General features: G+C 68.6%; 13 protein-coding genes and 2 tRNA genes. 7 read left to right on the top strand and 8 right to left on the bottom strand.

Annotated features, from left to right (window positions below):
- Positions 1-369: 369 nt before the first annotated feature.
- The 6 genes from M2352_RS19535 to M2352_RS19510 form a co-directional block, all read right to left on the bottom strand.
- A tRNA-Phe gene (locus M2352_RS19535) sits at positions 370-445 on the bottom strand.
- Between the two features lie 59 nt (positions 446-504).
- Positions 505-580, bottom strand: a tRNA-Phe gene (locus M2352_RS19530).
- 91 nt (positions 581-671) lie between these two features.
- Positions 672-860 (bottom strand): DNA gyrase inhibitor YacG, encoded by a 189-nt coding sequence (locus tag M2352_RS19525; RefSeq protein WP_264666173.1) that lies wholly within the window; start codon positions 858-860, stop codon positions 672-674.
- Positions 861-938: 78 nt separating this feature from the next.
- The gene (locus M2352_RS19520; RefSeq protein WP_264666172.1) at positions 939-4,430 is read right to left on the bottom strand and encodes an indolepyruvate ferredoxin oxidoreductase family protein; all 3,492 of its coding nucleotides are present in this window, start codon (positions 4,428-4,430) and stop codon (positions 939-941) included.
- 230 nt (positions 4,431-4,660) lie between these two features.
- Entirely contained in the window at positions 4,661-5,500 is an 840-nt protein-coding gene (locus M2352_RS19515; protein WP_264666171.1) for a response regulator, read from the bottom strand.
- A 227-nt stretch (positions 5,501-5,727) separates the two neighbouring features.
- Positions 5,728-6,168, bottom strand: a complete 441-nt coding sequence (locus tag M2352_RS19510; RefSeq protein ID WP_264666170.1) for a CBS domain-containing protein — start codon at positions 6,166-6,168, stop codon at positions 5,728-5,730.
- A gap of 288 nt (positions 6,169-6,456) precedes the next feature.
- Between M2352_RS19510 and M2352_RS19505 the strand changes: the two genes are divergently transcribed.
- From M2352_RS19505 to btsR, 7 genes are all read left to right on the top strand, one after another.
- A complete protein-coding gene (locus tag M2352_RS19505; RefSeq protein WP_264666169.1) occupies positions 6,457-7,332 on the top strand; it encodes a glycine--tRNA ligase subunit alpha in 876 nt (291 codons plus the stop codon).
- A 5-nt stretch (positions 7,333-7,337) separates the two neighbouring features.
- Complete coding sequence (gene glyS, locus M2352_RS19500; protein WP_264666168.1) at positions 7,338-9,428, top strand: glycine--tRNA ligase subunit beta; 2,091 nt, start codon at positions 7,338-7,340, stop codon at positions 9,426-9,428.
- Between the two features lie 213 nt (positions 9,429-9,641).
- A complete protein-coding gene (locus M2352_RS19495) occupies positions 9,642-10,670 on the top strand; it encodes a Ppx/GppA phosphatase family protein (RefSeq protein WP_264666167.1) in 1,029 nt (342 codons plus the stop codon).
- A gap of 31 nt (positions 10,671-10,701) precedes the next feature.
- Positions 10,702-11,439 carry an RlmE family RNA methyltransferase gene (locus M2352_RS19490; RefSeq protein ID WP_264666166.1) on the top strand — a complete coding sequence of 246 codons (738 nt, stop codon included), beginning with the start codon at positions 10,702-10,704 and terminating at the stop codon, positions 11,437-11,439.
- Between the two features lie 145 nt (positions 11,440-11,584).
- Positions 11,585-13,066, top strand: a complete 1,482-nt coding sequence (guaB, locus tag M2352_RS19485; RefSeq protein ID WP_264666165.1) for an IMP dehydrogenase — start codon at positions 11,585-11,587, stop codon at positions 13,064-13,066.
- A 73-nt stretch (positions 13,067-13,139) separates the two neighbouring features.
- Positions 13,140-14,852, top strand: coding sequence for a sensor histidine kinase (locus M2352_RS19480; RefSeq protein WP_264666164.1), 1,713 nt, complete (start codon positions 13,140-13,142; stop codon positions 14,850-14,852).
- A complete protein-coding gene (gene btsR / locus M2352_RS19475; RefSeq protein ID WP_264666163.1) occupies positions 14,849-15,565 on the top strand; it encodes a two-component system response regulator BtsR in 717 nt (238 codons plus the stop codon). Before M2352_RS19480 ends, btsR begins: the two co-directional genes overlap by 4 nt.
- Here btsR and M2352_RS19470 read toward each other — a convergent pair.
- Together M2352_RS19470 and M2352_RS19465 are read right to left on the bottom strand one after the other, a co-directional pair.
- Positions 15,516-16,409: an alpha/beta hydrolase gene (locus tag M2352_RS19470; protein ID WP_264666162.1), complete on the bottom strand. Its 894-nt coding sequence runs from the start codon at positions 16,407-16,409 to the stop codon at positions 15,516-15,518. The two genes, btsR and M2352_RS19470, sit on opposite strands and share 50 nt — an antisense overlap.
- 4 nt (positions 16,410-16,413) lie before the next feature.
- Entirely contained in the window at positions 16,414-19,269 is a 2,856-nt protein-coding gene (locus M2352_RS19465) for an autotransporter outer membrane beta-barrel domain-containing protein (RefSeq protein ID WP_264666161.1), read from the bottom strand.
- Between the last annotated feature and the right edge of the window lie 44 nt (positions 19,270-19,313).

Here is a 19,313-nt window from a genome sequence, read left to right as displayed (position 1 = left end):
GCGCGGGGTTCGCCGCGGGCCGTTGTACGGTTTTTGTGCGGTTGGCAAAAAGCGGCCCTGCGCGGAATGGCGGAAACGCTGGGCCGTTTCGGTATGGAAACGATATGTCGAAACGCCATGGCCGGGGAGAACGTAAGGGGTACAAAAATGCCCGACCCATCGGTATTTTCAATGGGAAGAGGGCGGATCACGAAAAGGGGGGAGGGCGGTTTTGTACGGATTTTGTGCGGTTGGGCAAAATGCGGCCCGACGCAACACATTGATTATATTGGGTTATTTCTGGTTTTGCGCGGCGCGACGAAAAACCATTTGCCGCCTGTGGGTAAGGGCGGCACCACCCGAGCCATAAATTTTTTCAATGGGAAGGGGTGGTGCCCAGGGACGGAATCGAACCGCCGACACGGGGATTTTCAGTCCCCTGCTCTACCAACTGAGCTACCTGGGCGCCGGGCGGGTGGCCGAGCGCTTTGCTCGTCACCAGATCGCGTGCGCGATATGAGGAAATGGTGCCCAGGGACGGAATCGAACCGCCGACACGGGGATTTTCAGTCCCCTGCTCTACCAACTGAGCTACCTGGGCACCGAGCGTCTGGCAGAGCGTGTGCCCGCCAGATGCGTCGTGGGGCGCTTTTTAGAGAAGTCGGCTCACCCTGTCCAGAGGAAAAATCCTCTCATCCGTCAAAATTCTCGTCAGCCCTTTCGTCGGTTTCCACCCGGTACACGCCGCCCAGCCAGCGGGCCAGATCCACGTCGGCGCAGCGGCGGGAACAGAACGGGCGGGTCTCTGCCGCCGCCGGCCGGCCGCACACGGGGCAGGCGGGGACGGGGGAGAGGGCAGGGGTCTCAGCAGTCTTTGTCATCGAACCAAGGCCGGAATAAGAAAACGGTGGCCCCGAGTATAGGGCCACCGTCCCATCATCGGCAAATCACCGATGGCGTCATTCCGCCGCCATGGGCTGTTCCGCCGGGGCGTGGAAGGCCATCATCAGCGACGCCTCCTTCGCCCGCACCGCCGTCACCGCGCGGTCCTTCACCGGGCCATAGCCGCGGATGTCCAGCGGCAGGCGGGCGATCTCCACCGCTATCCCGTGGTTGCCCCGGTTCAGCCCCGACAGCAGCGTGTCCACCGTGCGTTCGAACGCCGCGATCAGGTCACGTTCGGTGCGCCGCTCCGGCAACCAGCCGAAGGGGTCCAGCGCCGTGCCGCGCAGCCGGCGGCCCTTGGCCAGCAGTTTCAGCGCCTTCAGCATCCACGGGCCATAGGTGCGCTTTTTCGGTTCGCCGCCGTTTTCGTCCGTGTCGCCCAAGAGCGGCGGGGCGAGGTGGAAGGTCAGCGACCAGTCGCCCTCGAACATCCGCCCCACCTGCTCGACAAAGCCGGTTTCGGTGTAGAGCCGCGCCACCTCGTACTCGTCCTTGTACGCCATCAGCTTGAACAGGCTGCGGGCCACGGCGTCGGTCAGACCGGTGCTGCCGGGCACCCGTTCGCCCTCCACCCGCCGCACGCGGTCCACAATGGCGCGGTAGCGGGCGGCATAGGCGGCGTCCTGATAGTCGGTCAGAAACGTCTCGCGGCGGGAGATCACGTCGTCGATGCTCTGGGACAGGCGGTGATAGCCGCCGATCACGTCGCCGGGAACGGCGGCGGGCGCTGCCGCCACCTCCACCGCCGCCATGCTGTGGGCCGCCAGACGGCCCCAGTTGAAGGCGTTGCGGTTCATCGCCACCGCCGCCCCGTTCAACTCGATGGCCTTCAGCAGCGCCTCCGCCGACAGGGGGATCAGACCCTTCTGCCACGCGAAGCCCAGCATGAACGGGTTGGTGGCGATGCTGTCGCCCAAAAGCGCGGTGGCAAGGCGGGTGGCGTCGGCCACGCTGACCATCTCCGTGCCGCCGCACGCCCGCTGCACATCGCCCACCAGATCGGCCACGGGAATGGTCAGGTCGCGCTGTTTGGTGAAGTCGGCGGTGATGGATTCATGGGTGTTCAGCACCGCCCGCGTCCGGCCCGCCGCCATCTTGGACAGCCCGTCGCCGGCGGCGGCCACCACGATGTCGCAGCCGATCACCGCATCCGCCCCACCGGCGGCGATGCGCACGGCGTGGATGTCCTCCGGCGTCCTGCCGATGCGGATGTGGGTGGTGACCGCACCGCCCTTCTGGGCCAGGCCGGTCATGTCCAGCACGCCCACACCCTTGCCCTCCAGATGGGCGGCCATGCCCATCAGGGCGCCCACGGTCACCACGCCGGTGCCGCCGACGCCGGTGATGTAGATGCTCCACGGCCGCACCGAAATGTCGGGCAGGGCGGGCTGGGGCAGGCCGCCGATGTCCGGCCCGTCCTTGCCCATGGGCTGGGGCTTGCGCAGCGTGCCCCCCTCCACCGTCACGAAGGACGGGCAAAAGCCCTTCAGGCACGACATGTCCTTGTTGCAGCTCGACTGGTCGATCTGGCGCTTGCGCCCGAATTCGGTGTCCACCGGCACGATGGAGACACAGTTGGACTTGGCCGAGCAGTCGCCGCAGGATTCGCACACCAGCTCGTTGATGACCACCCGGCGGGCGGGGTCGGCCATCTTGCCGCGCTTGCGGCGGCGGCGCTTTTCCGCCGCGCAGGTCTGGTCGTAGATCAGGACGGTGACGCCGGCCTCCTCCCGCATCTCGCGCTGCACGCGGTCCAGGTCGTCGCGGTGCTCGACCTTGGTGAAGGGGGGCAGGCCGGCGCCGATGCCGTATTTCTCCGGCTCGTCCGACACCACGGTGATGCGGTTGACCCCCTCCGCCGCCAACTGGGCGGCCAGGGCGGGGATGGTCAGGGTGCCGTCCACCGGCTGGCCGCCGGTCATGGCCACCGCGTCGTTGAACAGGATCTTGTAGGTGATGTTCACCTTGGCGGCGATGGCCTGACGGATCGCCAGGATGCCGGAATGGTAATAGGTGCCGTCGCCCAGATTGGCGAAGATGTGCTTTTCCTTGGTGAACGGCGCCTGCCCCACCCACGGCACGCCTTCGCCGCCCATCTGGGTGAAGGTGTCGGTCTTGCGGTCCAGCCACGTCGCCATGTAATGGCAGCCGATGCCGCCCAGCGCCCGGCTGCCGTCCGGCACCACGGTGGAGGTGTTGTGCGGACAGCCGGAGCAGAAGGTCGGCTTGCGCGCCACCCGCGCCACATGGGCCTTCTGCTTTTCCTGGGCGTCGAGGAAGGCCACGCGCTGGCGGATGGTGTCGTTCTCGACGAAGGCCAGCAGGCGCCGCCCGATCACCACGCCGATCTGGGCCGGCGACAGCTCGCCCGCCGACGGCAGGATCCATTCGCCCTGTTCGTCGAACTTGCCAACCACGCGGGGGCGCACGTCGGGGTGCCAGTTGTAAAGCTGTTCCTTCAACTGGTTCTCGATGACGGCGCGCTTTTCCTCCACCACGATGATCTCTTCCAGACCCTCGGCGAAGTGGCGCACGCCGTCGCGTTCCAGCGGCCAGGGCATGCCGACCTTGTAGACGGTGACGCCGAGATCCGACGCCATCTCCTCGGAGATGCCCAGCTCGTCGAACGCCTGGCGCACGTCGAGATAGGATTTGCCGGTGGTGACGATGCCCAGCCGCGGGCGGGCCGAGGAGATCACCACCCGGTCCAGCCGGTTGGCACGCGCGAACGCCAGGGCGGCGTACAGCTTGTGCTTCATCAGCCGGTATTCCTGCTCCAGCGGCGGGTCGGGCCAGCGGATGTTCAGGCCGCCGGGCGGCATGGGGAAATCGGTGGGAAGGACCATCGGCACCCGGTGCGGGTCGATGGTGACGGAGGCGGAGCTGTCCACCGTCTCGGCGATGGTCTTCATGCCGATCCAGCAGCCGGAATAGCGGCTCATGGCCCAGCCGATCAGGCCGTAGTCCAGGATCTCCTGCACGCCCGCCGGGTTCAGTTCCGGGATCATGGCATGAACGAAGGCGTGTTCCGACTGGTGCGGGAAGGTGGAGGACTTGCACGCATGGTCGTCGCCGGCCAGCACCAGCACGCCGCCGTGGCGCGCGGTGCCGGCGGCGTTGCCGTGCTTCAGCACGTCGCCGGAGCGGTCAACGCCCGGCCCCTTGCCGTACCACATGGCGAACACGCCGTCGTACGTGGCGCCGGGGAACATGCCCACCTGCTGGCTGCCCCAGACGGCGGTCGCACCCAGCTCCTCGTTGACGCCGGGCTGGAACACGATGTGATTTTTTTCGAGAAACTTTCGGGCGTTCCAGAGGTTCTGGTCAACACTTCCCAACGGCGATCCGCGGTATCCCGAAATAAAACATCCGGTGTTGAGTCCCGCCGCAAGATCTCTTTGGCGCTGCAACATAGGCAGCCGCACAAGGGCCTGGGTTCCGGTAAGATAGACCCGCCCCTGTTCCAGGGCGTACTTGTCCTCGAGGGAGACTGTTGCAAGAGCCATGTTTTCCTTCCCCGTCCTGAAACACTGCCGTTAATACGGTCAGGCTTTTTTGTTTTGTGGATAGAAAGGTAATAGGCACTGTCCTATGCGGCAACCGCCCTTTTGGGGCCGCACGCAAAAAGCAAGGAACCACACGAAGGGGCCGGTGCCCTGGGAAGGAATATAGGGATCGGATGGCGGGCCGGGTAATTCCCGCACTCACCCCTTTTTCCGGCGGGTCTTTCCGGGGATCACTGGGTGGGGGGAACCGATGCGCCGGGCCGGGCCGACAGGGCGCGGACGGTGGCGCGCAGGCACGCCACCAGACTGTCGCGGGCGGGCAGGCCGGGGGCGGTGGCGGTGCCGTCGGCGGCGTTCGCCAGCGCCCAGCGCAGGGCCGCCAGATGGGCGTCGATGGCGTCCAGAAACCCCTGGGCCCCCGCCCCCACCCCGTTGAGGCAGGCGGAGAGGGACGCGGCGATGTCGGCGACGCCGGGCAGGCCGCGGGCCGTCCGCTCCACCTCCAGAATGGCGGAGGTCAGCCGCAGCAGGTCGCGCCGGGGCCGGGCCATTTCCGCCTCCAGCCGGTCGAGCGCGCGGACCAGCCGCTGCCGCTCGGCGCCGCGGTCCGGCTCGTCCGCCGTCTGGACAAGAGCGGGCAGGGCGGAGCGGGTCGGGCGGTTCAGCGCCGTTTCGATGCGGCGCAGCAGTTCCGCCGGGGCGATGGGCTTGGCAAGAACGGCGGTGACACCGGTATCCCAGGCGGTGCGCACGGTGCCCAGATCGGTGTTGCCGGTCAGCACCAGAATGGGGGTGGCGGGCCGCAGGCTGTCGGGGCTGGTGCGCACCCAGCGGACCAGCGCCGCGCCGCCGGTGGGGGCCATCATCCAATCGGTGATGACCAGATCGACCAGTTGCCGGCGCAGCACGGCCTTGGCCTCCTCTCCATCGGCGGCGGCGATGACGCGGATACCCCACAGCCTCAGCGTTTCACGCAGGCCGTGGCGCAACAGCCCGTCGTCTTCGACCATCAGAACGGTCAGGCGGTCCAGGGACGGGAAGGAGGGCGGAAGCGTGGATGGGGCGGGCATGGCTCAACCTCTGGCACGGCACTCATCGGCAAGGATATGTGTGCCGCGGTGAAGCCCGTCAGCCCCGATCATGGGAGTAGAGCCTTTCGCCGTCCATCCACGCCGCCGGTTGCACGTTGTGCAAACCCGGATGATCAGGCCTATCCGGGTGGTGGAAGGGATTGCCTTTGGTCAGGTGGGATAAGAGAGGGGCCCCCCTTTTCCTGCCGGGAAGAGGGGGGGGCCGTTTAGCCTTTCACCAGCGTGATGTCGCGCAGGACGGCCACCTCGTGGGCCTGCTCGTCCAGGCGGGCCTTCACCACGTCGCCGATGGACACGATGCCCAGCAGATCGCCGTTGGCGTCGCACACCGGCACGTGGCGGTGGCGGCGCAGGGTCATGGTCTGCATCAGATCCTTGATGGTGTCGGTGGGCAGGCAGGTCTTGACCTCCTTGGTCATCAGATCCTCGACACGGGAATCGAGCGCCGTCGCGCCCTTGGCCGCCACGGCGCGCACGATGTCGCGTTCCGACAGGATGCCGGCCAGCTTGCCGCGCACGTCGCGCACGACCACGGCACCGATCCGCTTTTCATTCAGCAGGGCCGCGGCCTTGCCCACGGTTTCAGACGGCAGGATGGTGACGACGGTGCGGCCCTTGGTGTTCAGAACAGAAGCGACAGTGGTCATGGGCAACGATCCTTCCCGTTAAGGTTATGTTGATTGTTATGGAGGGTGTGCACAGCACCTTCTCTTTTGTCAGAGCTATGACGTTTCCACCCAGCGTCAATGGATCCGAAGCGTATCACCGACCGATGGGCGAGTGAACGGCGCTGCCGCCCTGCGGCATTTGGCCGGGTGGCGGGTGGGTGCGGGGTACGGGAAGGTGGAAATCCTGAGCGTGACGGCTTGATTCCGCGGGGTGCGCCGCGTATCGTTCCGCGCGCTTTTGCCACCATCCAAGTCATGTGACCGCCCATGGCGCCGTCCAGCGCGAACACCAAAGCCCTGAGCTTTCAGGCCCTGATCCTCAAGCTGCACCAGTTCTGGTCGGAACAGGGCTGCGTGATCCTCCAGCCCTACGACATGGAGGTCGGGGCCGGCACCTTCCATCCCGCCACCACGCTCCGGGCGCTGGGGCCGGACCGGGAATGGCGCGCGGCCTATGTGCAGCCGTCCCGCCGGCCCAAGGACGGGCGCTATGGCGAGAATCCCAACCGCCTGCAGCACTATTACCAGTACCAGGTGATCCTGAAGCCGTCGCCCGCCAACGCGCAGGAGCTTTATCTGGAAAGCCTGAAGGTGCTGGGCATCGACCCGGCGCTGCACGACATCCGCTTCGTCGAGGACGATTGGGAAAGCCCGACGCTGGGCGCCTGGGGCCTGGGCTGGGAGGTGTGGTGCGACGGGATGGAGGTGACGCAGTTCACCTATTTCCAGCAGGTGGGCGGCATCGAATGCGACCCCATCTCGGTCGAGCTGACCTATGGGCTGGAGCGTCTGGCCATGTACGTCCAGGGCGTGGAGAACGTCTATGACCTGGATTTCAACGGCACGGGCGTGAAGTACGGCGACGTGTTCCTGCGGGCGGAACGGGAATATTCCGCCTACAACTTCGAACACGCCAACACCGAGGCGCTCCTCCAGCATTTCAAGGATGCGGAGGCCGAATGCCAGGCGCTGGTGGCCAAGGGCGTGGCGCTGCCCGCCTATGACCAGTGCATCAAGGCATCCCACCTCTTCAACCTTCTGGATGCCCGCGGCGTCATCAGCGTCGTGGAGCGTGCCGCCTACATCGGCCGCGTGCGCGCGCTGGCGAAGGCCTGCTGCGAAGCGTGGACGGGAGCGAAGTGAGCGCCATGTCGGAATTTCTCATTGAATTCTTCTCCGAAGAGATCCCCGCCCGCATGCAGGCGCGGGCCGCCGACGATCTGAAGGCGCTGGTCACCGCCAAGCTCAAGGCGGCGGGCCTGGACTTCGCCCGCGCCGACGCCCATTCCACGCCGCGCCGTCTGGCGCTGGTGGTCGATGGCCTGCCGGCCCAGCAGCCCGACGTGCGCGAGGAGAAAAAGGGGCCGCGCGTCGGTGCCCCCGAACAGGCGGTGCAGGGCTTCCTGAAGTCCGCCGGGCTGGCCAGCCTGGACCAGTGCGAACAGCGCGACACCGGCAAGGGCGTGTTCTGGTTCGCGGTCATCGAAAAGAAGGGCCGCGCCACCGCCGCGGTGCTGGGCGAGATCCTGACCGCGGTGGCCGCCGAGCTGCCGTGGCCCAAGTCCATGCGCTGGTCCACCGGCACCGTGCGCTGGGTGCGTCCGCTGCATTCCATCATCGCCCTGTTCGACGGGCAGGTGATCCCCGGTGCCGTGGCGCTGGGCGGCGGCGAGACGCCGGTGGTCTTCGGCAACAGCACCCGCGGCCATCGCTTCCTGGCCCCGGATGCCTTCACCGTCACCTCGTTTGCCGATTATCAGGCCAAGCTGCGCGGCGCGCACGTGCTGCTGGACCGCGCCGAGCGCCGCCGCAAGATCCAGGCCGACGCCGAGGCGCTGTGCACCGAGGCCGGGCTGGTCCTGTCCCCCGACGACGGGCTGCTGGACGAGGTGTGCGGGCTGGTGGAATGGCCGGTGGTGCTGATGGGCGCCATCGACGAGGCGTTCATGGACGTGCCGGCGGAGGTGCTCATCACCTCCATGCGCACGCACCAGAAGTATTTTGCCGCTCTGGACCATCAGGGCCGGATGGCGCCGCGCTTCATCGTCGTCGCCAACATGGTGACCGCCGACGGCGGCAAGGCGGTGGTGGCCGGCAACGAGCGCGTGCTGCGCGCCCGCCTGTCGGATGCCAAGTTCTTCTGGGATCTCGACCGCAAGACCAAGCTGGAGGAACGGGTGCCGGCGCTGGCCGACATCACCTTCCACGCCCGCCTGGGCACGGTGGCCGACAAGATCACCCGCGTCCAGACCCTGGCCGCCGAGATCGCCGATGCCATCCCCGGCGCCGACGTGGACGCGGTGCGCAGCGCGGCCTTGCTGGCCAAGGCCGATCTGGTCACCGGCGTGGTGGGCGAGTTCCCCGAGCTTCAGGGGGTGATGGGCCGCTACTACGCCATCGGCGAGGGCGAGCGGGCGGACGTGGCGGCGGCCATCGCCGACCATTACAAGCCGCTGGGCCCCAACGACACCTGCCCCACGGCCCCGGTGTCGGTGGCGGTGGCGCTGGCCGACAAGATCGACACGCTGGCGGGATTCTTCGCCATCGACGAGAAGCCCACGGGCTCGAAGGATCCCTACGCGCTGCGCCGCGCCGCACTGGGCATCATCCGGCTGATCCTGGAAAACGGGCTGCGCCTGCCGCTGACCGCGCTGTTCCAGGCATCGCACCGGCTGTATCAGGTGGACGGGCTGGCCGACGCCGCCACCGTGTCCAAGGATCTGGTGGGCTTCTTCGCCGACCGTCTGAAGGTGGTGCTGCGCGACCAGGGTGTGCGCCACGACCTGATCGACGCGGTGTTCGCGCTGGGCGGGGAGGACGATCTGGTCCGCCTGCTGGCGCGGGTGCAGGCGCTGCAGGCCTTCGTCGGGTCGGAGGACGGGGCGAACCTGTTGACCGCCTACAAGCGGGCCAGCAACATCGTCCGCATCGAAGAGAAGAAGGACGGCATCACCCATGATGCCGCCCCGGACGCCGCCCTGCTGGCCCAGGACGAGGAAAAGGCGCTGTCCGCCGCCCTCGACTCGGCGGCGCAGGCCGCCGGGCCGCTGCTGGAGCGGGAGGATTTCGCCGGCACCATGGCCGCCCTGGCGGCCCTGCGCGGTCCGGTGGACGCCTTCTTCGACAAGGTGACGGTGAACGCGGACGATGCGGCCCTGCGCGTCAACCGCCTGCGCCTGCTGGGGCGGATCCGGGCGACGCTGAACAGCGTGGCGGATTTCTCCCGCATCGAAGGGTAAGGCCGGACGGCCCCTTTCCAGACCGGAAAGGGGCCGTTTTCCTGCGAAGTCTTCGCGCCCTGCAAAACATCACCCCATCGGATCATCCGCCTGCGACACCACGGCGCGGGGGGATAGCCGCGTATTTGCCGAAAGCAAGGGTACGCGGACGATGACGTAAAGGATACACTTGCGGTTTCGAACATCCCCATCGGGGGACAGGGAGGAACGCGGGTGGAACTGTGCAGCGGCAGAGAGGTGGGCGGCATCGCGCACCGGGGATTATCATCCCCGGCGCCGCGCCCCGTCTTTGCCGCGCTGGATCTGGGCACCAACAACTGCCGCCTGCTGATTGCCCGCCCGGCCCACACGCCGGGGGGCTTCCGCGTCATCGACGCCTTTTCCCGCATCGTCCGTCTGGGCGAGGGCATCAGCCGCAACGAAAAGCTGTCGGATGCCGCCATCGAACGGACCATGGCGGCCTTGCACGTCTGCGGCACCAAGATCCGCAAGCGCGGCGTCACCTCCATCCGCGCCGTGGCGACGGAGGCGTGCCGGCGGGCGCGCAACTGCGGCGATTTCCTCGACGTGGTGGGGCGGGAAACCGGCATCGCCATCGAAATCATCTCCAGCCAGGAGGAAGGACGGCTGGCGCTGGCCGGCTGCGCCCCGCTGCTGGACCCGGCCATCCCCTATGCCCTGGTGTTCGACATCGGCGGCGGCTCCACCGAACTGATGTGGCTGCGGGTGGAGCCGGGGCAGGCGCCCACGGTGCTGGATCAGGTGTCGATCCGCTGCGGCGTCATCAGCCTGACCGAACGCTACGGCGGCGACCGCATCCCGTCGGCCCAGTACCGCAACATGGTGGAATCGATCATCGCCGAGATCGAACCGTTCGAAGCCCGCAACGCCATCCGCCGCCATCAGGAAGAGGATGGGGTGCAACTCCTGGGCACGTCGGGCACCGTGACGACGCTGGCGGGCCTGCATCTGGGGTTGAGCCGCTACGACCGCCGCACCATCGACGGCAGTTATCTGCGGCTGGATCACGCCCGTTCGGTCATCCGCCATCTGATGAAGCTGGACTTTGCCGGCCGGGCGCGGCATCCCTGCATCGGGCAGGAACGCGCCGATCTGGTCATCGCCGGCTGTGCCGTGCTGGAAGCCATCTGCGGTTGCTGCCCGGTGGAACGCCTGCGCATCGCCGACCGCGGCCTGCGTGAAGGCATTCTGGTGGAATTGATGGGCGTCTCCCGCCGTTGATGGGGGGTGTCCGACGGGAAAGCATCGAGTCATGACAGAAAAACGCTCCTCGCGGCCGGGTGGCCGTCAAGCCGCCGTCCGGGTGAAGACGGCCAAGAAGCGGTCGGTGTCGTCCGCCCGCTGGCTGGAGCGCCAGTTGAACGACCCCTATGTGGCCGAGGCTCAGAAGCGCGGCTTCCGCTCCCGCGCGGCGTTCAAGCTGCTGCAGCTTGACGACAAGTTCCGCCTGCTGGCGCCGGGCCGGCGGGTGGTCGATCTGGGGGCCGCCCCCGGCGGCTGGACCCAGGTGGCGGTGGAGCGGGTGCGCTCCAACAGCAGCACCGGTGGCGGGCAGGTGGTCGGCCTGGACATCCTGGAGATGGACGAGGTGCCGGGCGCCATCACCATGCAGGCGGATTTCCTGGACGAGACGGCGCCCGGCCGGCTGAAGGCGGCGCTGGGCGGTCCGGCGGACGTGGTGCTGAGCGACATGGCCGCGCCCACAACCGGCCACGCCCAGACCGACCATCTGCGCATCATGGGTCTGGCCGAGGCGGCGTATGATTTCGCCGAAGAGGTTCTGGCCCCCGGCGGCGCCTTTGTCTGCAAGCTGTTCCAGGGGGGGGCGGAACGGGATCTGCTGGACCGGCTGAAGCGCGATTTCGCCATCGTGCGCCACGCCAAGCCGGCGGCCAGCCGCGCTGATTCCTCCGAAACCTATCTGGTGGCGACGGGGTTCCGCGGCGGTGCCGCGAAGCGGACGGACGAGGACAACCGGGACGGGGAGTGAGCCGTGGTGCGGTCCGGCGTCTGTCCGCACGGCATGGCTGGGCTGCATCCGGCGGCGGGGCCGGACCCGAGGGATAGTGGGTCTGGCACCTTCACAAGTGCCACGTCTTGTGTATAGTGCCGCGAATTTCAGCAGGAGACGGGCCATGGCGCGCGACACCAAAATCCGCGAAGCACTGACCTTTGACGATGTTCTTCTCGTACCGGCGGCCTCGTCGGTGCTGCCCGGCGACGTGGACACGCGCACGCGGCTGACGAAGACCATCGAGTTGGGCATCCCGCTTCTGTCGTCGGCCATGGACACGGTGACCGAAAGCGGTCTTGCCATCGCGCTCGCCCAGGCCGGCGGCATCGGCGTGGTCCACCGCAACCTCGACATCGAGCGTCAGGCCGAAGAGGTCCGCAAGGTCAAGCGGTACGAATCCGGCATGGTGGTCAACCCCATCACCGTCACCCCCGGCGCCACCCTGGCCGACGCGCTCCAGCTGATGTCGGCCTACCGCATCTCCGGCATTCCGGTGGTGGAGAGCATGGACGCCCGCGGGTCGGGCAAGCTGGTCGGCATCCTGACCAACCGCGACGTGCGCTTCGCCAGCGATCCCAAGCAGCCGGTCAGCGAACTGATGACCAAGGAACTGGTCACCGTGCGCGAAGGTGTGGGCCAGGACGAGGCCAAGCGGCTGCTGCACTATCACCGCATCGAAAAGCTGCTGGTGGTGGACGAGGATTATCGCTGCATCGGCCTGATGACCGTGAAGGACATCGAAAAGGCCCAGGCCTATCCCAACGCCTGCAAGGACGACAAGGGCCGCCTGCGCGTGGCCGCCGCCACCGGCACCGGCTCCGACGGGCTGCGCCGGGCCGAGGCGCTGTTCGACGCCGGCGTTGACGTGCTGGTGGTCGATACCGCCCACGGCCATTCGTCGAAGGTGCTGGACCAGATCCGGGCCGTGCGCAACCTGCCCAGCTATTCCCAGGTGGTGGCCGGCAACGTCGCCACCGGGGCGGCGGCCCAGGCGCTGATCGACGCCGGTGCGGACGCCATCAAGGTGGGCATCGGGCCGGGCTCCATCTGCACCACCCGCATCATCGCCGGTGTCGGCGTGCCGCAGTTGACCGCCATCATGGATGTGGTCGAGGTCTGCGAGAAGCACGGCATTCCGGTGATCGCCGACGGCGGCATCAAGTATTCCGGCGATCTGGCCAAGGCCATTGCCGCGGGGGCAAGCTGCGCCATGCTGGGCGGCCTGTTCGCCGGCACCGACGAAAGCCCCGGCGAGGTCATCCTGTACCAGGGCCGCTCGTACAAGAGCTACCGCGGCATGGGCTCGGTGGGCGCCATGGCCCGCGGCTCGGCGGACCGCTACTTCCAGCAGGAAGTGTCCACCATGAAGCTGGTGCCGGAAGGTGTCGAAGGCCGCGTGCCCTACAAGGGGCCGGTGTCGGCGGTGATCCACCAGCTCGTCGGCGGCCTGCGCGCCGCCATGGGCTACACCGGCAACGCCACCATCGGCGACATGCGCCAGAGCTGCGAATTCGTGCGCATCACCAACGCGGGCCTGCGCGAAAGCCACGTCCACGACATCACCATCACCAACGAGTCGCCCAACTACCGCCCGGACGCCTGATTTCCGCGTTCTGAAGGGGGAGGAGGGGGCCGCCCGGTCCCCTCCTCCCCCTTTTCGCTTTCAGGGGAACGCCATGACGCCCGAACCGTTGACCCTGGTTCTGTCGCTGCTTCAGCAGATGTGCGTCTATCTGGTGATCGCCTATCTGCTCAGCCGCACCCGGCTGTTCCTGCCGGTGATGCGGGTGACGGTGCGGTGGCGGCACAAGCTGGCCTGCTACGGCATCTTTTCCATCTTCTGCATCATGGGCACCTATTTCGGGCTGCAGATCGACGATTCGATCGCCAACACCCGCGCCATCGGCGCCGTGCTGGGGGGCATCCTCGGGGGGCCATCGGTGGGGTTCGCGGTGGGGCTGACCGGGGGGCTGCACCGCTGGTCGCTGGGCGGCATCTCGGCGGTGGCCTGCGCCCTGTCCACGGTGGCGGAGGGGCTGATCGGCGGCATGGTCCACCGCCATTACGTCCGCCGCGGCACGGTGGAGCCGCTGTTCGACCCCTGGCGCATCGCCGCGGTGACGCTGGTGGCGGAAATCACCCAGATGCTGATCATCCTGGCGGTGGCCCGCCCGTTCCCGGCGGCGGTGCATGTGGTGCAGGTGGTGGCCGCCCCCATGATCATCGCCAACACGCTGGGTGCCGCCCTGTTCATGCTGATCCTGGTGGACCGGCGGGCGCTGGCCGAGCGTCAGTCCAGCGCCTTTTCCGCCAAGGCGCTGCAGATCGCCGCCCGCTGCGACGGGGTGCTGCGCCAGGGCTTCGACCAGGAAAACTCCATGCGCGTCGCCCGCATCATCTACGAGGAAACCGGGGTGGGGGCTGTGGCCATCACCGACCGTGACAAGATCCTGGCCTTCATCGGGCTGGGCGACGACCACCATGTGCCGGGCACCCCCATCACCTCGCCCATGACCCACCGGGCCATCGCCGAGAACCGCGTGATCTACGCCGACGGCAACGAGGTGGCCTACCGCTGCTCCCTCAGCCCGGCCTGCCGGCTGGGGGCGGCGCTGGTGATCCCGCTGGCCGGCGACGGCGGGCAGGTGATCGGCACCGTCAAGCTGTACGAGCCGAAGACCCGCATCTTCTCCACCATCAACCGCACGCTGGGGGAGGGGATCGCCAAGCTGCTGTCGGGCCAGATCCTGGCCGGGCGCTACGAGCGGCAAAAGACGCTGCTGGCCCAGTCGGAAATCAAGCTGCTGCACGCCCAGGTCAACCCGCATTTCCTGTTCAACGCGCTCAACACCATCTCCGCCGTCATCCGCATCGACCCGGAACGGGCGCGCACGCTGGTGCAGAGCCTGTCCACCTTCTTCCGCAAGAACCTGAAGCGCCCCAGCGAACTGGTGACCCTGGCGGACGAGGTGGAGCATGTGAACGCCTATCTCCAGATCGAACTGGCCCGCTTCGCCGACCGGCTGACGGTGGACATCGACCTGCCCGACGCACTGCGCGGGGTGATGCTGCCGGCCTTCTCGCTCCAGCCGCTGGTGGAGAACGCCATCAAGCACGGCACCTCCCAGCTTCTGGGGCCGGGGCATGTGCGCATCTCCGCGGACCGCGGCGGCGGCGCCCTGCGGCTGGTGGTGGAGGACAACGCCGGCCTCTACGATCCCAAACCCGGCGGCGACGGGCTGGGCATGGCCATCGTGGACCGGCGGGTGCGCGACCGCTACGGCGACGGCTGGGGCGTGGACATCGCCTGCGTGCCCGACGTGTCCACCCGCGTCACCCTGCGCCTGCCCCTGGAGGAAGCCCCCGTGACCGAAACGGTGCGCCCATGAGGATCCTGATCGTCGATGACGAGCCGCTGGCCCGCGGCGAGCTGCGCCGCGCCCTGGACGGCGTGGCCGACGTGGCGGTGGTGGGGGAGGCGGCCAACGCGGTGGAGGCCATCGGCGCCATCAACCGCCTGTCCCCCGACGTGGTGTTCCTGGACATCCAGATGCCGCGCATCAGCGGGCTGGAGATGGTGGGGATGCTGGACCCCGGCCGCATGCCGCGCATCGTGTTCCTGACCGCCCACGACGATTACGCCGTGCGCGCGTTCGAGGAAAACGCCTTCGACTATCTGCTGAAGCCGCTGGACCCGGTGCGGCTGGACAAGACCCTGGGCCGCCTGCGCCGGGACCGGGCGCCGCAGGACATGGCGCCGCTGAAAAGCCCCGATCCCCTGCGCCACATCCCCTGCACCGGCCTGAACCGCATCGTCCTGCTGAAGCTGGAGGAGGTGGAGGGCATCGCGTCCCGCCCCGGCGGGGTGTTCGTGCTGGCGGCGGACGGGCGGGAACTGTTCACCGAGTTGTCGCTGCACATCTTGCAGGAGCGCACCCCCCTGGTGCGCTGTCACCGGCAGTTCCTGGTCAACCCCGACCGCATCCGTGAAATCCGCCTGCTCGGCGACGGGCTGGCGGAAATCGACACCACGGGCGGGCCGGTGATCCCGGTCAGCCGCCGTTTCCTGGGGCCGCTGAAGGAGCGGCTGGGGATCGGCTGAGGGCCAGGCCGTCCGTGCAGGCCGGCGTTTGCGCCAGCAACTCCGGCCACCGCTCCACCCACCCGTCGGCGTGGGTGGCGCCGGTGATGGTGCGGGTCTGCACGCACGGCGACGGGGCGGCGGCGGCGAATCCCGCGGCGATGGACGGCGGCACCACCGTGTCCTTGTCCCCGCTGAAATGAATCTGCGGGATGCGGGCCACCCGTGGTGCGGCGTCGATGGGGTTGAGCGACCCGTTCAACGGGCTGACCCGGTGAAGGCGGTTGACCGCCCCGTGGTCCAGATTGCCCGCCACCGTGCGGATGGACGCCACGCCGCCCCGCTCCGCCGCCGCCAGGACCGCCACCGCCCCCCCGCCGGAATAGCCGGTCAGGTGCAGCTCCCGCCGCGTGGTGCGGGCGGCAATGGCGTCCAGCGCCCGGCCTGTGGCGGCGATCACCTCGGGCGCGAAGCGGCGGCCGGTCCAATAGGCGGGGGCGCAGACCGGGTTCTCCGCCATCGGCGTGTATTGGCAGGGGCGGGCGAGATAGGCGACGTTGGCCGCGGGATCGGCGGCGGCCAGACGCAGGGCCACGGGGGAGCGCGGGGTGGGGTCGGGCGACGGTTCGGTGCGCGACAGCCACGCCAGCCCGTCGCCCTCGATATAGACGGACACCGGGGCGGCGGGATCGCCGATGCGCAGATACGCCGTCAGCACGAACGGTGCCGCCGGTATCCGCACGCGCGCCAGCCCCGCCGATGCGGCGATGGTGTCCGCATCGGCAAGGCGGCCGGTGGCGGTGCAGCCCATCAGGGAGGGCCACACCGCCAGGGCGGACAGGGCCAGGGCAAACCCCGTCCGCATGGGATCAGAACTTCACGCGGAGCTGCAGCGAACCGCTGTGCCCCACGTAGCTCTGTGCCAGATCGGCGTCGTAGCGGGCCGACAGCGTGACCTGCCCCGACAGGGCCGCGTCCAGCCCGACGCCGAGGTTGGCGTGGTCGCGGGCCGGGCTGGTGCCGGTGGTGGTGAAGGGGGTGCTGCCGGCGGTGAAGCTGGCGGTCTGGTCGGGGGCCGAACTGCTGAATTCGTGCAGCCACACCGCCCGCGCCGTCGGGGTCAGCGTCCAGCCGTCGGCGGGCAGGGCGCCCAGCGACACCTTGGCCCCCAGCCCGGACCTCAGCGAATTGGTGGAGGTGCCCTCCACCGACAGGTTGGCCCCGGGGGCGCCGGTTTCGCTGTACCCGTCCTGCCGCAGCCGGCTGAACGCCAGCGAGGCCAGCGGGGTCACCGTGGCGCCGCCCACGGCCAGCGGCACGCCCACCTCCGCCTTGGCCCCGTACTGGAAGCCGTTGTAGGAGGCGCGCGCCGTCTGCGGCTGGATGCCGGCGAAATTGACCACGCGCGTGCTGTCATAGGCATGCCACCCCAGCGTCAGGGCGCCGTCCACGTACCACGACGGGGCGCTGTAGGTGCCGTACAGGCTGGCGATCCAGGAATCGATGTCCTGGCCGCTGCCGGTCCGGGCGCCGGCGGCGTCCACCCCGGTGCGGGCATAGGCCAGGGACACGCCGGTCAGCACCTCGTCCGTCACCATGCCGTCGGCGCCGAACGCCACGCCATAGGTGTCGCTGCCGTACCCGTCCACGCCGTTGCGCCGGCCCTGGGTGGCGGTGGAGCCGAAGATCTGGCCCCAGACGCCCACCGTCAGCGGTGCGTCGCCGGTGGCGACACCGGTTTCGCCGGCCATGGCCGTGCGCACGGCGTCGGAGCGGACCTGGACGGTGGTCAGCGCCTGGTTGACCGCGCCCATGGCCGCCTGGGCCGTGGCGCCGTTGGTTTCGGGGCTGAGCTGGGCGCCGGCCTTGCGCACCTCCGCTTCGCTGGTCAGGTTGTTGACCGCCTGCGACAGGGCGGCCAGTTCGGGGTTCGGCCCCATATAGGCGGCCAGGGCCCGAACCGGGGCGCCGCTGGTGCCGGCGGCCCCGGCGATCAGCTCGTTGGCCGAGGCGGAAATGATGATGCTGCTGTTGGCGGTGCCGTAGGACACGCCGTCGCTGTCCACCTGTCCGCTGGCGGTCTGGACGGCCGAGGACCACAGGAAGCCGCCGGCCTTGCTCACCGTCGGGGCGGCGGCGGTGCCGGCGTAGTTCTGGACCAGCACATAGGAGGAGCCGTTCTTGACCCCGGTCCCTTCCACCACCGGAACCACGGTCATCTTGGAAAAGTCGTCGGCCCGGTTGGCGGTGGCGATGATGTAGCCGTGCTGGCCCGAGCCGACCTTGGTCGTGATGACGCCGCTGCCGGAAATGGCACCGCCGGGCAGGACGGTGACCGTGCCGTCGGGGTTGTCCCGCACCGACCCGCCGATCACGGCGACGCGGCGGCCCAGATTGAAGACGCCGTTGTTGACGAAGCCCCGGTCGCTGTTGATCAGGGCGTTCGCCGACGACAGCGCCAGTTCGCCGCCCCGTTCGATGGTCACCGTGTTGGACGAGGTGATGCTCACCGCGGTGAGGTCGGTCAGGGTCACCGACGGCTGGTCGCCGATGCGCAGGCGGTTGCTGCGGTCATAGGCCGTGTCGATCCCCTGCGCCGCAACGAACTCGGTCACGCCGTTGCGGAACGAGATGGTGGCGTGGGTGGGGTTCGCCTCCTCGGTGTTGCCCCAGACGCCGCCGCTGAACGCGGCGCCGCCCTGGCTGCCGTCGAAGGTCAGGGTATCGCCCCGGGCCGAGGTGTCGATGCCGCCCAGAATCGTGCCGTAGTTGACGATGGACGTCTTCCCCGTGCTGGAAATCGCGGAAGCGTCGTAGGATTGGCTCTTGATCGTTCCATAGTTGGTGATCTCGGCCCCGGCGCCGAAATTGCCGATGGCCCAGCGGCTGTCCTTGTCATACGCGTTGCTGTTGACGATGGTCCCCCGGTTGGTGATCCGGGTCAGGCCGCTGCCGGGGGCGAGCAGGATGGCCGCCTGGCCGGTGTCCGTCGAGATCGTGCCGGTGTTGGTGATCGCCGTATCGGCGGAATAGACCTCGATCCCGCTCCCGCTGCGGCCCAGGATGCTGCCGCCGTTGGTCAGCGTGGTGCGGTCGCCCACGTACCCCGGGGTGCCGCTCAGGCCCAGGCCGATGCGCACGGCGTTGGATCCCAGGGAATTCCCGTTGCGCCCGCCGGCGGTACGGGCGCTGCCGCCGGTGCCGCTGGTGCCGGACTGGATGGTGCCCTGATTGACGACGGTGGTGTCGTTCCCATAGACCAGCAGACCCGCGGTTTCCCCGCTGTTGCCGCCGTTGGCGCCGCTGCCGCCGTCGCCGGACGTGCCCCCCGACACGGTGGCGCCCCCACGGACGGTGACCGAGGCGCGGTCGCCCCGCACGTTGATGCCGTAGCTGCTGCCCCCGGACCCGCCGGTGTAGGGGGAGGCCGCATCGCCGCCCTTGCCGCCGACGCCGCCGGTGACCGATCCCGATGCCACATCGACCGTGATGTTGGTGCCGGTGACGCGGATGCCCGAGCTCCAGTCCCCGGAGCCGCCGGCCCCCTGAAGCCCGCTGGTGCCCGCCTTGCCGTTGCCGCCCGTCAGGGTGCCGGAATGAGTGTAGGACGTCTTTCCTGCGCTTCCATCCAGCGTGACGGTCTGGGCGGTGGCGGTGCCGGTCCAGGCGAGCGACAGCGCCAGCGTCGATGCCCCCGCCAGCAGCGTCCCATACAAAGCTTTCATCCGTACATTTCCTATGTTGATCGTTATGGCAGAGGCAATGGAAA

Origin of the sequence: Azospirillum fermentarium (genome assembly GCF_025961205.1) — a bacterium.
GTDB classification, from domain to species: domain Bacteria; phylum Pseudomonadota; class Alphaproteobacteria; order Azospirillales; family Azospirillaceae; genus Azospirillum; species Azospirillum fermentarium.
The sequence above is the reverse complement of the archived record's forward strand: the minus strand, read 5'-3'. Positions and strand labels throughout refer to the sequence as shown.

What these genes read in the sequence shown, in the direction of transcription:
- M2352_RS19505 (WP_264666169.1), top strand. Translation starts at nt 6,457, where the DNA reads ATGGCGCCGTCCAGCGCGAACACCAAAGCCCTGAGCTTTCAGGCCCTG.
- M2352_RS19515 (WP_264666171.1), bottom strand. Translation starts at nt 5,500, where the DNA reads ATGCCCGCCCCATCCACGCTTCCGCCCTCCTTCCCGTCCCTGGACCGC.
- btsR (WP_264666163.1), top strand. Translation starts at nt 14,849, where the DNA reads ATGAGGATCCTGATCGTCGATGACGAGCCGCTGGCCCGCGGCGAGCTG.
- M2352_RS19525 (WP_264666173.1), bottom strand. Translation starts at nt 860, where the DNA reads ATGACAAAGACTGCTGAGACCCCTGCCCTCTCCCCCGTCCCCGCCTGC.
- M2352_RS19470 (WP_264666162.1), bottom strand. Translation starts at nt 16,409, where the DNA reads ATGCGGACGGGGTTTGCCCTGGCCCTGTCCGCCCTGGCGGTGTGGCCC.
- M2352_RS19510 (WP_264666170.1), bottom strand. Translation starts at nt 6,168, where the DNA reads ATGACCACTGTCGCTTCTGTTCTGAACACCAAGGGCCGCACCGTCGTC.
- glyS (WP_264666168.1), top strand. Translation starts at nt 7,338, where the DNA reads ATGTCGGAATTTCTCATTGAATTCTTCTCCGAAGAGATCCCCGCCCGC.
- M2352_RS19520 (WP_264666172.1), bottom strand. Translation starts at nt 4,430, where the DNA reads ATGGCTCTTGCAACAGTCTCCCTCGAGGACAAGTACGCCCTGGAACAG.
- M2352_RS19480 (WP_264666164.1), top strand. Translation starts at nt 13,140, where the DNA reads ATGACGCCCGAACCGTTGACCCTGGTTCTGTCGCTGCTTCAGCAGATG.
- M2352_RS19465 (WP_264666161.1), bottom strand. Translation starts at nt 19,269, where the DNA reads ATGAAAGCTTTGTATGGGACGCTGCTGGCGGGGGCATCGACGCTGGCG.
- guaB (WP_264666165.1), top strand. Translation starts at nt 11,585, where the DNA reads ATGGCGCGCGACACCAAAATCCGCGAAGCACTGACCTTTGACGATGTT.
- M2352_RS19490 (WP_264666166.1), top strand. Translation starts at nt 10,702, where the DNA reads ATGACAGAAAAACGCTCCTCGCGGCCGGGTGGCCGTCAAGCCGCCGTC.